This is a genomic window from Roseateles sp. (genome assembly GCF_047654805.1).
Taxonomy (GTDB): domain Bacteria; phylum Pseudomonadota; class Gammaproteobacteria; order Burkholderiales; family Burkholderiaceae_C; genus Pelomonas.
The window spans coordinates 2,911,509-2,924,235 of the sequence record NZ_JASGIV010000001.1 but is presented as its reverse complement, the minus strand read 5'-3'; the positions used below and the strand labels follow the sequence as shown (position 1 = coordinate 2,924,235).

The following is a 12,727-nucleotide window of genomic DNA, read 5'->3' as shown; positions in this document are numbered from 1 at the left end:
CGCGGGGCTGCTGCGCCGCGGCTTTGTTCGCTGAGAAGCTGTGCTCAGGCCAGCGCGGCCAATGCCTTCTTCATGATGTCATCCACCGAACCGACGCCCTCGATGCGGCGGTACTTGGGCGCGCTGGCGTCGCCGGTGGCGGCCCATTGCGAGTAGTAGTCGACCAGCGGGCGCGTCTGGGCCTGGTAGACGTCCAGGCGCTTGCGCACGGTTTCTTCCTTGTCGTCCTCGCGCTGGATCAGCTCCTCGCCGGTCTCGTCGTCCTTGCCAGCGAGCTTGGGCGGGTTGAACTTGACATGGTAGGTGCGGCCAGAGGCCACATGCACGCGACGGCCGCTCATGCGCTCAATGATGGCGTCGAAGGGCACGTCGATCTCAAGCACGTAGTCCAGCTTCACGCCGGCGGCCTTCATCGCGTCCGCCTGCGGGATGGTGCGCGGGAACCCGTCGAACAGGAAGCCCTTGGCGCAATCGGCCTGCGCGATGCGTTCCTTGACGAGGCCGATGATGATGTCGTCGCTGACCAGGGCGCCCGAGTCCATGACGGCCTTGGCCGCCAGACCAAGCGGCGTGCCGGCCTTGATGGCGGCGCGCAGCATGTCGCCGGTGGAGATCTGCGGAATGCCGAATTGCTTGCAGATGAAGGCAGCTTGGGTGCCTTTGCCGGCGCCGGGGGCGCCAAGAAGGATCAGTCGCATGGGTCTCCTCGTCCTATTCGTGCGTGAAGAGGGACCGTTAAGAACCCCGCCTCAGCTCAGCGGGCAAGTATCGCATGCGGACTTTCGCAGGCCTGACGCTGCGGTCCGGGGATCAGGCCTGCAGCAGCAGCCGCACGCGCTCCAGGTCCTCGGGCGTGTCGACGCCCGGCCCCGGCCGCTCGGCGCTCAAGTGCACCGCGATGCGCTCGCCGTGCCAGAGCACACGCAACTGCTCCAGCGACTCGATCTGCTCCAGCGGACTGACGGCCAGCGTGGGGAAGCGGCGCAGGAAGCCGGCACGGTAGGCGTAGAGGCCAACGTGGCGTAGCGCCTGGTTGGGTTGGCCGGCACCGTCGCGCCACCATGCGATGGGCGCGCGCGAGAAATACAGTGCCCGCCCAGCCTTGTCGGTGACGAGCTTGACGACATTGGGGTTCGCGAACTCGGAAGGGTCGGTCAGCGCATGCGCGACAGTGGCCATCACGCAATCGGGCTGGGCGGCCAGCGTCGCGGCGCAGGCATCAATCATGGCTGGCGCGATCAAGGGCTCGTCGCCCTGCACGTTGACGACGGCGGCCTCGTCCGCAAGCCCCAACTGCTCGATGGCCTCGGCCAGCCTGTCGCTGCCGGATGGGTGGTCGGCCCGTGTCATGAGCGCCTGCACGCCATGGGCTGCGCAGGCGGCTGCGACCTCCTGGGCATCGGTGGCCACGACGATCCGGCTCGCGCCCGACTGGGCCGCACGCCGGGCGACGCGCACGATCATGGGCAGGCCGGCGATGTCTGCCAACGGCTTGTTGGGCAGGCGGGTCGACGCCAACCGCGCCGGGATGATGACCGTGAAGCTCACGGCGCCAGTGGCGTGAGCGGCACGGGGGCGCTGGCCGTGTCGGGATCCCAGGGCTTGGCCTCGCTCTCCAGCATCAGCGGGATGCCGTCGCGGATGGGGAAGGCCAGGCGGTCGGCGCGGCAGGCCAGCGCCGGCAGTTCCAGCCCGGCACCCTCGCGCAGCAGCGTCAGCGGCCCCTTGCACAGCGGGCAGACCAGCATTTCGATGAGGCGTGGATCCATCAGGCGGGAGCGAAGAGTTTTTGCAAGTGTTTGTCGAGCGCGGCGGCAAAGCCGGAGCCGGGCGCGAAGTCTAGCGCCACGACCCACACGGGCAGGGTGCCGACGCGCTCTGGCGGCAGTTTCACGGCGTCCTTCTCGGTCAGCAGGATGCCGGCGGCATCGGCTGGCCAGGGCAGCTCGGCGAAGTCGGCGTGGTCGGGCAGGGCCAGCGTGTCGAAGGAAAGACCCAGGCCGGCCAGCATGTCGAAGAAGCGCTGCGGCCTGGCAATGCCGGCGACGGCGCGCAACCCGGGCCTGCCGCGCAGTGCCAGCAGCGTGTCCATGCGGGCCGGCCGTCCAGCCCACCAGTCGGCCAGCGTCACGGCGCCGGCCAGCCGGCGTTCGGCGATGAAGCCGGGCAGGGCGGTACTGGCCCGCGGTGCGTTGTAGACGACGAGCTGGTCTGCCGCGAGCGGCCGCGGAGGCTGGCGCAGGGGCCCTGCGGGCAGCAGTCGACCGTTGCCCAGGCCGCGTTCGTCGAAGACCAGCAGGCTCAGGTTCCGTGGCAGCCGCCAGTGCTGCAGGCCGTCGTCGCTGACCAGCAATTGCAGACCTGGCTCGGCAGCCAGCAGCGCGCGGGCCGCGGCGACCCGGTCGCGGCCCACGGCCACCGGCGCGCCGCTGCGCAGGTGGATGAGCAGCGGCTCGTCTCCCACCTCGCGCGCCGTCGACACCCGGGTGACGAGGCGCACGGCGTCGCCGTCGCGGCCGTAGCCGCGCGAGATGACACCAGCGCGCAGCCCGCGCTCGCGCAGCAGCGCCAACAGGGCCAGCGTGGTGGGGGTCTTGCCGGCGCCGCCGACGATCCAGTTGCCCACGACGATGACCGGCACGGGCAGCGCCTCGACCCGCTTGAGGCCGGTGCGGTAGGCCAGGGCGCGCAGCGCCAGCAATGCCCGGTACAGGCCGCTCAGCGGCAACAGCGCAGCGGACATCGCCCCGCCCGCCAGCCACTGCTCCTGCAGGCGGTCAGCGAGCGTCGGTCTGCGCGGCGAAAGTGACACGCGTCAGGCCGACGCGGCGCGCGGCGTCCATCACGTTGATGACCGCCTGATGCGGCGTGGCGGCGTCGGCGGAGATGATCAGCGAGGCCTCCGTGTTGCCGCCCGAGGCTTGGCGCAGCGCGCCGATCAAGATGTCGACCGAGCGGCCCTCCACGGCCTGGCGATTGACGACGAAGCGGCCATCGGCGGCGATGCCGACGATGACCTCCTGCGGCCTGTCCTTGAGCTTCTCCGCGTCGGCCGAGGGCAGGGTGATCTGCAACTCGGTGAACTTGGAGTACGTCGTCGACAACATCAGGAAGATCAGGATCACCAACAGCACGTCGATGAAGGGGATCAGGTTGATCTCCGGCGGTTCGCTGTGCGGGGGGCGAAAGCGCATGGCTTGCAATCCTTGGCGTTCAGGCCGTGTAGCGGCGCAACTGACCCAGCAGGCGGTCAGCGGCAGCTTCGAGCTCCAGCACGTACTCCTCGATCTTGCCGCGGAAATAGCGGTGCGCGATCAGCGCCGGGATGGCGATCATCAGGCCGAAGGCGGTGTTGTAGAGCGCGATGGAGATGCCGTGCGCCAGCTGGGCGGGGTTGCCGCCGCCGGGCGTCTGGCTGCCGAAAATCTCGATCATGCCAACCACCGTGCCCATCAGGCCCAGCAGTGGTGCGGCCGTGGCGATGGTGCCCAGTGTGTTCATGTAGCGCTCGAGCTGGTGCACGGCGCGGCGGCCGGCGAACTCGAACACCTGGCGCAGCTTGCCCTCAGGCATCTGCGGCTCAGCGGTCACGGCGCGCAGGCCGGAGGCCAGCACCTCGCCCAGGATGGAGTTCTCGGCCAGGCGGTCGACCATGTCGGGCGCCGGCAGTTGCTGGGCGCTGACGTTGAGCACGTCGTCCAGCAGCCGCGGCGGCATGATGCGGCTGGCACGCAGGCTGGACAGACGCTCGATGATCAGGGCCAGGGCCACCACGGAGCACAGGAGCAAGGGCCAGATTGGCCAACCGGCGGCTTGTATGATCGAAAACAAGGTCGTCCCCGTCGAGAAGGCGGCCGCTGGCCGGCCGCAAAAACGGCCGTTGACCGGCCGGGAAAGTGCGCGGGATTATGGCCCCAGGCTTGCCGGCCTCAGCCCAGTTCCCGACCCCGGCCCGGACCTCTTCACAATCCACCGTTGCTGTGGACAACTTTGTGGGCAAGACCGGGGTGCAGGCCGGCGGAGGCCGTCAAATCAAGGCCTTGGACAACTTGCCTCAAGTTTGAGCAGCGGAAATCGAATTGAAAAACAAGGCCTTATGTGCTCGTGACGGCGCCGTGACAGGCGCCATGCACCGGAATCGCCCGCCAGCCCAGTGCCGGCGCGGCTGTGGACTTCCCGGCCCGCGCCGGTATTGGGTTTGCGCGTGATTGAGCCTCGCGAGGCCGCATCGGGCCGACGTGTCTGGGGCGTGGCTGGCCTGCTGGAGGCGGTGAGCCAGAGTCTGGCCGAGCGCTTTTCGGTCGTCGTCGTGGGCGGGGAGATCAGCGGCTTCACGCGCGCCGCCAGCGGCCACTGCTATTTCGGACTGAAGGATGCCGACGGCCAGGCCGCCAGCCTGCGCTGCGCGATGTTCCGCCGCGCGGCGGCCCTGCTGGACTTCGCGCCAGGGGAGGGACTGTTGGTCGAGCTGCGAGGCCGCGTGGCCGTCTACGAGCCTCGCGGCGAGCTGCAGTTCGTCGTCGAAGCCATGCGCCGGGCGGGCGCGGGCACTTTGTACGAGCAGTTCCTGAAGCTGCGCGCTCGGCTCGCGGCTGAGGGCCTGTTCGACGCGCAGGCCAAGCGCGCATTGCCCAGCCACCCGAGGCGCATCGGAGTCGTCACGTCGGCGGCGGGCGCGGCCCTGCACGACGTGCTGACCGCGCTGGCGCGCCGCGCGCCGCAGGTCGAGGTCGTCGTCTACCCCAGTCCCGTGCAGGGTGCGGAGGCACCGCCAGCCCTCGTGCGAGCCTTGCAGACTGCCAACGCGCGAGCCGAGGTGGACGTGCTGCTGCTGGTGCGCGGCGGCGGCTCGCTGGAGGATCTTTGGGCCTTCAACGACGAGCGCGTCGTGCGGGCCGTGGTGTCGTCTGCCCTGCCCGTCGTCTGTGGCGTGGGCCACGAGACCGACGTGACGCTGTGTGACCTGGCGGCCGACCTGCGCGCGCCCACGCCTACCGCTGCCGCCGAGCTGGCCGCGCCGTCGCGCGAGGGGCTGCTGCAGCAACTCGCCAGCCTCGAGCGCAGCCTCGCGTTGCGCACCGACCACCGCCTGCAGACCCTGGCCCAGCGCCTGGACCGGTTGGCGCTGCGCCTGTCCCGGCCCAGCGACGCACTGGCGCGGCAGCGCCGGCTGCTCGAGCTGCTGGCCCAGCGGGCTGCCGCGGCGCCCCGACGCCGCGTCGAAATGCAGGGGCAGCGGCTGCTCCACCTGGAGCAGCGCCACGCGCGCGCCCATCGCGACATCCTGACCCGCCAGCGGACCAGGCTCGATGCGCTGGAGGCCCGCCTGCAGGCCCTCGATCCCCAGCATGTTCTCGCCCGGGGCTATGCCTGGCTGGACGACGGGCAGGGCGGCGCGATCACGTCCGTGCAGACCCTGCAGCCTGGGCGCGAGGTGCGCACCGTGCTGGCGGACGGTGCCGCCGACATGCAGGTCCTGCGGGTACGGCCTTTGCCGCAAGGGTGATTGACGCTCCCTACAATCCGCCGCGTTTCCCTTCCCCCCAACACTTTGAGGTTCACACCATGGAACACACGCTGCCCCCGCTGCCCTACGCAATCGACTCGCTGGCCCCGCACTACAGCAAGGAGACGCTTGAGTTCCACCACGGCAAGCACCACAACGCCTATGTCGTGAACCTCAACAACCTGCAAAAGGGCACGGAGTTCGAGGCCCTGACGCTGGAAGAGATCGTCAAGAAGAGCTCCGGCGGTATCTACAACAACGCCGCCCAGATCTGGAATCACACGTTCTTCTGGAACTGCATGAAGCCGCAGGGTGGCGGCGAGCCGACCGGCGCGCTGGCCGCGGCCATCAACGCCAAGTGGGGCAGCTATGCCGCCTTCAAGGAAGCCTTCGTGAAGAGCGCAGTCGGCAACTTCGGCTCGGGCTGGACCTGGCTGGTCAAGAAGCCCGATGGCACGGTCGACATCGTCAACACCGGCGCTGCCGGCACGCCGCTGACCAGCGCCGACAAGGCGCTGCTGACCGTCGACGTGTGGGAGCACGCCTACTACATCGACTATCGCAACCTGCGCCCCAAGTTCGTCGAGACCTTCCTGAGCAATCTCGTGAACTGGCAGTTCGCCGAAGCCAACTTCGCCTGAGCGCTCCGCTCCTCAGCAAAGGCCGGCAACAGCCGGCCTTTGCTTTTTACTGGGAGACCTGAATGACGTGGCGGACCAGCGGGTACACCTGACGCTGCCAGCGTCGCCCGCTGAACACGCCGTAGTGGCCCACGTTGGGCTGGATGTAGTGGGTGCGCATGTAGGCCTTCAGGCTGCTGGCCAGGTCCTGGGCCGCCAGTGTCTGGCCGACCGAGCAGATATCGTCGCGCTCGCCCTCTATGGTCAGCAGGGCCGTGCGGCGTATGGCTGCCGGGTTCACGCGTCGGCCCCTGAACAGCATCTCGCCGCGTGGCAGGTCGTAGGTCTGGAACACGCGCTCGACCGTCTCCAGGTAGAACTCTGCTGCGAGGTCGGCCACGGCCAGGTATTCCTCGTAGAACATGCGCGTGACCTCGGCCTTGTCGAACTCATCGGCGACGAGGTGCTTGTAATAGTCCTTGAAGGCGTTCGTGTGCCTGTCCTTGTTCATGCTCATGAACGCGGACAACTGCACGAAGCCCGGGTAGACGCGCCGACCCGCACCCGGGTGTTGCCAGGGCACGTGGCTGATCAGGTTCTTGCGGAACCATTCGATGGGCCGGCTGGTCGCCAGCCTGTTGACCTCCGTGGGACTGACGCGGCAGTCGATGGGGCCGGCCATCAGCGTCAGGCTGGCGGGCGTGGCGGGATGGTCCTCCTCCGCCATCAGCGCGACGGCCGCCAGCGCGCTGACGCAGGGCTGGCAGACGGCCACCACATGGGCCTGTGGGCCGATGGCGGCGAGGAAATCCATCAGGTGCGCCGTGTACTCGTCCAGCCCGAAGCGGCCGGCGGCCAGCGGCACGTCGCGCACGTTGTGCCAGTCGGTCACGTAGACGTCATGGTCCTGCAGCAGCGTGCGCACCGTGTCGCGCAGCAGCGTCGCGAAGTGACCGGACATCGGTGCCACCACCAGCACCTTGGGCGCGGAGGGCGCGCCATCCCGGCGAAAGCGCAGCAGCGTGGCGAAAGGCGTCGTCAGCGTGGCCTCTTCGGTGATGGGCCAGCGCTCGTCGCCATTGACGATCTCGCCGATGCGCCACGGCGGGCGGGTGTGGGTGATCTGGGCCAACTCGAAGAGCCGGCCTGCCGCCGACAGCTGGCGGGCCGGCAGCCAGCCGGCTTCGGCGATGCCGGGCTGCTGCAGCAGGGGCAGGGACAGGCGTGTCGCTGCACGCAGCGGCCACATCAGATCAACGTGGGCCTGGTAGGCGGGGTACATGGCAGCTCCTGCAAGGCCGGGATGGTGTGGGCAACGCAAGTAGCGCGCCAGCATGGCATGGGCCTTGCGTCGATGCGGCTGTCCAGACTGCCGAGGAGACGCCCATGCCTGTTGCCACGCCAAGCAAGCCCGCAGCCCGCAGGCCCGTCAAAGCCGCGCCGGCGCGCAAGTCCAAGGCTGCGCCCAAGCCTGCCGCCACGCTGACGCTGAGCAGCAAGAACTACTCGTCATGGTCGCTGCGCGGCTGGCTGCTGGCCCGCTTCGCCGGCCTGGACTTCGAGGAGCTCATGCTGCCGCCCGACGACGCGGATGCGCGCAAGGAACTGCTGCTGCTGGCGCCGTCCATCCTCGTGCCCTGCCTGCGCCACGACGGCGTGACGGTGTGGAACACGCTGGCCATTGCCGAGTACCTGGCTGAGACCTTCCCCAAGGCCGGGCTGTGGCCGGTCGACCGCGTGGCCCGGGCCCATGCTCGTGCGGTCTGCGGCGAGATGAACTCGGGCTTCGCCAACCTGCGTGCTTCGCTGCCCATGAATCTCAAGGGCCATTTCCCTCGCCACAAGATATGGGCCGGCGCCCGCCCTGACATCGAGCGCATCAGCGAGATCTGGACTGAATGCCTGGCCCGCTATGGCGGCCCCTACCTGTTCGGCACGCGACGCGGCGCGGCCGACGCGATCTTCGCGCCTGTGGTCACACGCTTCCTGACCTACGACGTGCCGTTGAATCCGGCTTGCCTGGCCTACTGCCGGAGCATTGCCGCCATGCCGGAGTTGCGGGCGTGGACCGACGCCGCCCGGCAGGAGCCGGACGAGATCGAGCAACTGGACATGGATTTCTGAGCGGGCCCGCGGGCCGATCAGGCCCAGGAAGAGGGCGTCGGCACCTCACAGGGTGCCGGCATGTCCACCGTGCCGAAGTTCGCGGGCGAGACGATTTCCAGGTACTCCATGTCCGCAGAGTAGTCGAAGAGGTAGTGGACGATGCCGGGTCGCTGGTGCACGCAGTCGCCGGCCTCCACCAGCGTCACCTGGTCGCCATACATGAACTTGGCCCAACCCTTGGTCATCAGGACGATCTGGAAGTCCGCCTCATGACGGTGCCATCCCGTGCCCTTTTCAGGGGCCATGTTTGCCTTCACAAGGTGCGCGATGACGCGCCCGCCGGTGGCAGCGGCCACGCCGAGGTCGCGGTAGAGGAAGAAGTCCCTCAGGCCGTCGCTGCGCCAGGGGGTGTCCCCGGGCTTGACGTGGGAGAACTGCGTGGTGGACGCGTCCACGGGTATCGAAAGATCCGACATGAGCAGGGCCTCCTGAAAAGCTGCAGGCGCAGGAGCACACGCAATATGTGTTCCCGCCGGCAGGTCGATGGGCGGGGCTTCAGGGAAGATTGCAAACGCCTTGATTCAGGTCATGCACCCTGCCGGATGGGCGGGCTAGATTGACGGCGTGAGCGCTACGCCCCCTGGCCTGCGCGCGGCCGATGCCGACGCCAGGCTCCTTGCCCCTTTCACGGCCTGGCCCGATGGCCCGGCCGGGGCGGCGCTGTCGCAGTTCCAGGTGGCTGGCATGCATTGCGCGGCCTGCTCCGGCATCATCGAAGCGGCCCTGCTGAAGCTGCCGGGCGTGGAGGGGGCCAGCGTCAATGCCGCGTCGGCACGCCTCGCGCTGCGCTGGCAGCCGTCCCGCGTCGCACTGGCCGATGTGCTGGCCGCGCTGCAGTCCGTCGGTTACCGGGCCACGCCGGACGTCGCCGCCCCCGCGCGCGAACTGCGCCGCCAGGAGAGCCGCCAGGCGCTGTGGCGGCTGTTCGTTGCCGGCTTCCTGATGATGCAGGTCATGATGCTGGCTACGCCCGCCTACGTGGCGCAGGCGGGTGAGCTGTCGCCCGACCTGGACCAGCTGTTGCGCTGGGGCAGCTGGGTGATGACGTTGCCCGTGATGGCGTTCGCGGCCGGCCCCTTCTTCAGTGGCGCTTGGCGACAGCTGCGCGCCCGGCGACTGGGTATGGACGTGCCGGTAGCCATCGGCATCGCCGTCACCTTCATTGCCAGCAGTGGGGCACTGTTCGATCCGACCGGTCCCCTGGGGCATGAGGTCTACTTCGATTCTCTGACGATGTTCATCGCGCTGCTGCTGCTGGCGCGCTGGTTCGAGCTAGGTGCGCGCCATCGTGCCGCCGAGGCATTGGAGGCCGTGGCCGGCGCGCTGCCGACGGCTGCCGAGCGGCTGCGCGACGACGGCACGACTGAGCGTGTGCCGCCCGAGGCGCTGCGCCCGGGTGACCGCATCCGCGTGGCTGCGGGCGAGGCCTTCGCGGCGGATGGCCGTATCGTCGAGGGGCAGGGCTGGGTCAACGAGGCGTTGCTGACTGGCGAGTCCGTGCCGGTGGTCAAGGTCACGGGTGACGCGGTGGTGGCCGGTAGCCTGAACATGGACGGTGTGTTGGTGGTCGACGTGAAGCGCGTGGGCGCCGACACGACAGCCCAGGGCATCGTGAGGCTGATGCGGCAGGCGCAGAGCCAGCGGCCACTGTCCAGCGGCGTGCTGGACCGCGTGGCGGCCGGCTTCACGGCCACCGTGCTGCTGCTGGCGCTGGCCGCGGGCCTGGCTTGGTGGTGGATCGAGCCCGCGCGCGCGGTCGCCGTGGCCGTCGCCGTGCTCATCGTGACCTGCCCCTGTGCGCTGACGTTGGCCGCACCCGCCGCCTGGCTGACGGCCAGTGGCGCACTGGCGCGACGCGGCCTGCTGCTGGCGGACCTGTCGGCGCTGGAGCGGCTGTGCGCGGTGGACACTGTCGTCTTCGACAAGACCGGCACGCTCAGTGAGGATCGCCTGCAGCTGCGCCGCTGGTGGACCGAGGGTGGCGAGGCGGACGCACTGCTGGCCTCGGCGCGCAGCCTGGCCGGCCTGTCCCGTCACCCGCATGCGCAAGCCCTGTCCGACGGCAGCAGCGGTGGCGTCTGGGTCGACGTGCGCGAGGTGGCGGGCCGGGGCGTTGAGGCCCGCGACGCGAGCGGGCAGCTATGGCGCCTGGGCGCGCCGGCCTGGGTCAGCGAGCGGCCCGACGCTGCGGCGCGGCTTGCGTTTGGTCCCGAGGGCGGTGGTGACCGCGTGCTGTGGCTGGACCTGGCCGAGGCACCACGGGCCGACGCTGCCGAGGCCGTGGCAGCGCTGCAGGCTCAAGGCCAGCGCGTGCGCCTACTGTCGGGCGACCAGCCTGCGGCCGTCGCGCGCATGGCTGTGCAGCTGGGCATCGCAGACTGGCTTGGGGGCGCGACGCCCGAATCCAAGCTGGCCGCGCTGCGCGGCTGGCAGGCTGATGGCGAGCGCGTTCTGATGGTGGGCGACGGCATCAACGACGCGCCGGTGCTGGCAGCGGCCGACGTGCGAGTCGCGATGGGGCAGGGCGCAATGCTGGCGCGCAGTGCCGCGGATGCACTGTTGGTCTCGAACCGGCTGATGGCGCTGCCGCAGGCCCTGGTGCTGGCGCACAAGACCCGCCGCGTGCTGCGCCAGAACCTGGCCTGGTCGGCGCTCTACAACCTGGCCTGCGTGCCGCTGGCGCTGGCCGGCTGGCTGCCGCCGCTGGCTGCGGGCATTGGCATGGCGAGCAGCTCGCTGTTCGTGGTGCTCAACGCCCAACGGCTTAACCGAGGCTGAACCAGCCATGGACATCTTGTACCTCCTCATCCCCTTCTCGGTGGTGCTCGTGCTGCTCATCGTGGCCGTGTTCGGCTGGGCTGTGAACTCCGGGCAACTCGAGGACCTCTCCAGGGAGGGTGAACGCATCCTGCTTGACGAGGATCAAGGCACCTAGGCCCGTCCCCACGAAGAATGGTTCGCATCAGACTGAAGGAGTCGCGATGGCGAACGAACAAGCCCTGGCCACCGGGGCGGCATACGAGGACGGACCGGTACGCGCATTTGCGCTGGCCGCCGTGCTGTGGGGCGTGGTGGGCATGCTGGTGGGGGTCATCATTGCCGCCCAACTGGCCTGGCCTGACCTCAACCTGGGCATCCCCTGGCTGAGCTACGGGCGCCTGCGACCGCTGCACACCAACGCCGTCATCTTCGCCTTCGGCGGCTGCGCGCTGTTTGCGACCAGCTACCACGTGGTGCAGCGCACCGGCCAGACGGCACTCTTCCTGCCCAAGCTGGCCTGGTTCACGTTCTGGGGCTGGCAACTGGTCATCGTGCTGGCAGCCCTGTCCCTGCCCATGGGCTACACGACCGGCAAGGAATACGCCGAGCTCGAATGGCCGATCGACATCCTGATCGCCGTGGTCTGGGTGGCGTACGCGGTGGTGTTCTTCGGCACCGTGGGCGTCCGCAAGATCCGCCACATCTACGTGGCGAACTGGTTCTTCGGCGCTTTCATCATCGCCGTGGCACTGCTGCACATCGTCAACAGCGCCGAGATCCCGGTCAGCCTCACCAAGAGCTACTCCGCCTACGCCGGCGTGCAGGACGCCATGGTGCAGTGGTGGTACGGCCATAACGCGGTGGGCTTCTTCCTGACCGCTGGCTTCCTCGGGATGATGTACTACTACATCCCCAAGCAGGCCGAGCGGCCCGTCTACAGCTATCGCCTGTCCATCGTCCACTTCTGGGCGCTGATCTTCACCTACATGTGGGCAGGCCCCCACCACCTGCACTACACGGCGCTGCCGGACTGGGCGCAGAGCGTGGGCATGATCTTCAGCCTGGTGCTGCTGGCGCCCAGCTGGGGCGGCATGATCAACGGCGTGATGACGCTGTCTGGTGCATGGCACAAGCTGCGTGATGACCCCATCCTGAAGTTCCTCATCGTCGCGCTGTCGTTCTACGGCATGTCGACCTTCGAGGGCCCGATGATGTCGATCAAGACGGTGAACGCACTGTCGCATTACACCGACTGGACGGTGGGCCACGTGCACAGTGGTGCGTTGGGCTGGGTGGGCCTGATCTCCATGGGCTCGCTCTACCACCTGATCCCGCGCATGTACGGCCGCACGGAGATGTACTCCAAGCGCGCCATCGAGCTGCACTTCTGGGTCGCGACGCTGGGCATCGTGCTCTACATCGCCGCGATGTGGATCGCCGGCGTCATGCAGGGCCTGATGTGGCGCGCGGTCAACCCCGACGGCACGCTGGTCTACACCTTCGTGGAGAGCGTCAAGGCGACCTGGCCCTTCTACGTGATCCGCCTGGGCGGCGGCCTGCTCTACCTGGGCGGCATGTTGATCATGAGCTGGAACGTCATCAAGACCGTGCAGGCCGGCAAGCCGCAGCCCGTGCGCATCCCCACCGCCGCGCTGGCCCACGCCTGAAGGAGATT

Annotated in this window: 14 protein-coding genes; 6 read left to right on the top strand and 8 right to left on the bottom strand. The window is 68.8% G+C overall.

All coding sequences use genetic code 11. The features are described from left to right. Window positions 1–44: 44 nt before the first annotated feature. From adk to QM732_RS13160, 6 genes are all read right to left on the bottom strand, one after another. Complete coding sequence (gene adk, locus QM732_RS13185; protein ID WP_415656586.1) at window positions 45–698, bottom strand: adenylate kinase; 654 nt, start codon at window positions 696–698, stop codon at window positions 45–47. A 112-nt stretch (window positions 699–810) separates the two neighbouring features. Beyond that, window positions 811–1,548, bottom strand: coding sequence for a 3-deoxy-manno-octulosonate cytidylyltransferase (gene kdsB, locus QM732_RS13180; protein WP_415656585.1), 738 nt, complete (start codon window positions 1,546–1,548; stop codon window positions 811–813). Beyond that, on the bottom strand, window positions 1,545–1,769 hold the full coding sequence (locus QM732_RS13175; RefSeq protein ID WP_415656584.1) for a Trm112 family protein: 225 nt from the start codon (window positions 1,767–1,769) through the stop codon (window positions 1,545–1,547). Before QM732_RS13175 ends, kdsB begins: the two co-directional genes overlap by 4 nt. Further along, window positions 1,769–2,743, bottom strand: coding sequence for a tetraacyldisaccharide 4'-kinase (gene lpxK, locus QM732_RS13170; RefSeq protein WP_415656583.1), 975 nt, complete (start codon window positions 2,741–2,743; stop codon window positions 1,769–1,771). Before lpxK ends, QM732_RS13175 begins: the two co-directional genes overlap by 1 nt. Before the next feature lie 34 nt (window positions 2,744–2,777). Continuing rightward, the gene (locus QM732_RS13165) at window positions 2,778–3,194 is read right to left on the bottom strand and encodes an ExbD/TolR family protein (protein ID WP_415656582.1); all 417 of its coding nucleotides are present in this window, start codon (window positions 3,192–3,194) and stop codon (window positions 2,778–2,780) included. Between the two features lie 19 nt (window positions 3,195–3,213). Then, window positions 3,214–3,831 (bottom strand): MotA/TolQ/ExbB proton channel family protein, encoded by a 618-nt coding sequence (locus QM732_RS13160; RefSeq protein ID WP_415656581.1) that lies wholly within the window; start codon window positions 3,829–3,831, stop codon window positions 3,214–3,216. Between the two features lie 373 nt (window positions 3,832–4,204). Here QM732_RS13160 and xseA point away from each other — a divergent pair, with 373 nt between their 5' ends. Together xseA and QM732_RS13150 are read left to right on the top strand one after the other, a co-directional pair. Continuing rightward, a complete protein-coding gene (xseA, locus tag QM732_RS13155) occupies window positions 4,205–5,506 on the top strand; it encodes an exodeoxyribonuclease VII large subunit (protein ID WP_415656580.1) in 1,302 nt (433 codons plus the stop codon). Between the two features lie 59 nt (window positions 5,507–5,565). Beyond that, window positions 5,566–6,147, top strand: coding sequence for a superoxide dismutase (locus QM732_RS13150; protein ID WP_415656579.1), 582 nt, complete (start codon window positions 5,566–5,568; stop codon window positions 6,145–6,147). Window positions 6,148–6,193: 46 nt separating this feature from the next. Here the strand turns inward: QM732_RS13150 and QM732_RS13145 are convergent, their stop codons facing one another. Then, complete coding sequence (locus QM732_RS13145; RefSeq protein ID WP_415656578.1) at window positions 6,194–7,408, bottom strand: polyhydroxyalkanoate depolymerase; 1,215 nt, start codon at window positions 7,406–7,408, stop codon at window positions 6,194–6,196. A 104-nt stretch (window positions 7,409–7,512) separates the two neighbouring features. Here QM732_RS13145 and QM732_RS13140 point away from each other — a divergent pair, with 104 nt between their 5' ends. Beyond that, window positions 7,513–8,250, top strand: a complete 738-nt coding sequence (locus QM732_RS13140; RefSeq protein ID WP_415656577.1) for a glutathione S-transferase family protein — start codon at window positions 7,513–7,515, stop codon at window positions 8,248–8,250. A gap of 17 nt (window positions 8,251–8,267) precedes the next feature. On the opposite strand, the gene QM732_RS13135 is transcribed toward QM732_RS13140, so the two are convergent. Beyond that, window positions 8,268–8,708 carry a cupin domain-containing protein gene (locus QM732_RS13135; RefSeq protein ID WP_415656576.1) on the bottom strand — a complete coding sequence of 147 codons (441 nt, stop codon included), beginning with the start codon at window positions 8,706–8,708 and terminating at the stop codon, window positions 8,268–8,270. Window positions 8,709–8,856: 148 nt separating this feature from the next. Here QM732_RS13135 and QM732_RS13130 point away from each other — a divergent pair, with 148 nt between their 5' ends. The 3 genes from QM732_RS13130 to ccoN are packed head-to-tail and all read left to right on the top strand — an operon-like array spanning window position 8,857 to window position 12,719. Next, the gene (locus QM732_RS13130; RefSeq protein WP_415656575.1) at window positions 8,857–11,070 is read left to right on the top strand and encodes a heavy metal translocating P-type ATPase; all 2,214 of its coding nucleotides are present in this window, start codon (window positions 8,857–8,859) and stop codon (window positions 11,068–11,070) included. 7 nt (window positions 11,071–11,077) lie between these two features. After that, entirely contained in the window at window positions 11,078–11,227 is a 150-nt protein-coding gene (ccoS, locus tag QM732_RS13125) for a cbb3-type cytochrome oxidase assembly protein CcoS (protein ID WP_415656574.1), read from the top strand. A gap of 46 nt (window positions 11,228–11,273) precedes the next feature. Continuing rightward, entirely contained in the window at window positions 11,274–12,719 is a 1,446-nt protein-coding gene (gene ccoN / locus QM732_RS13120) for a cytochrome-c oxidase, cbb3-type subunit I (protein ID WP_415656573.1), read from the top strand. Window positions 12,720–12,727: the final 8 nt, after the last annotated feature.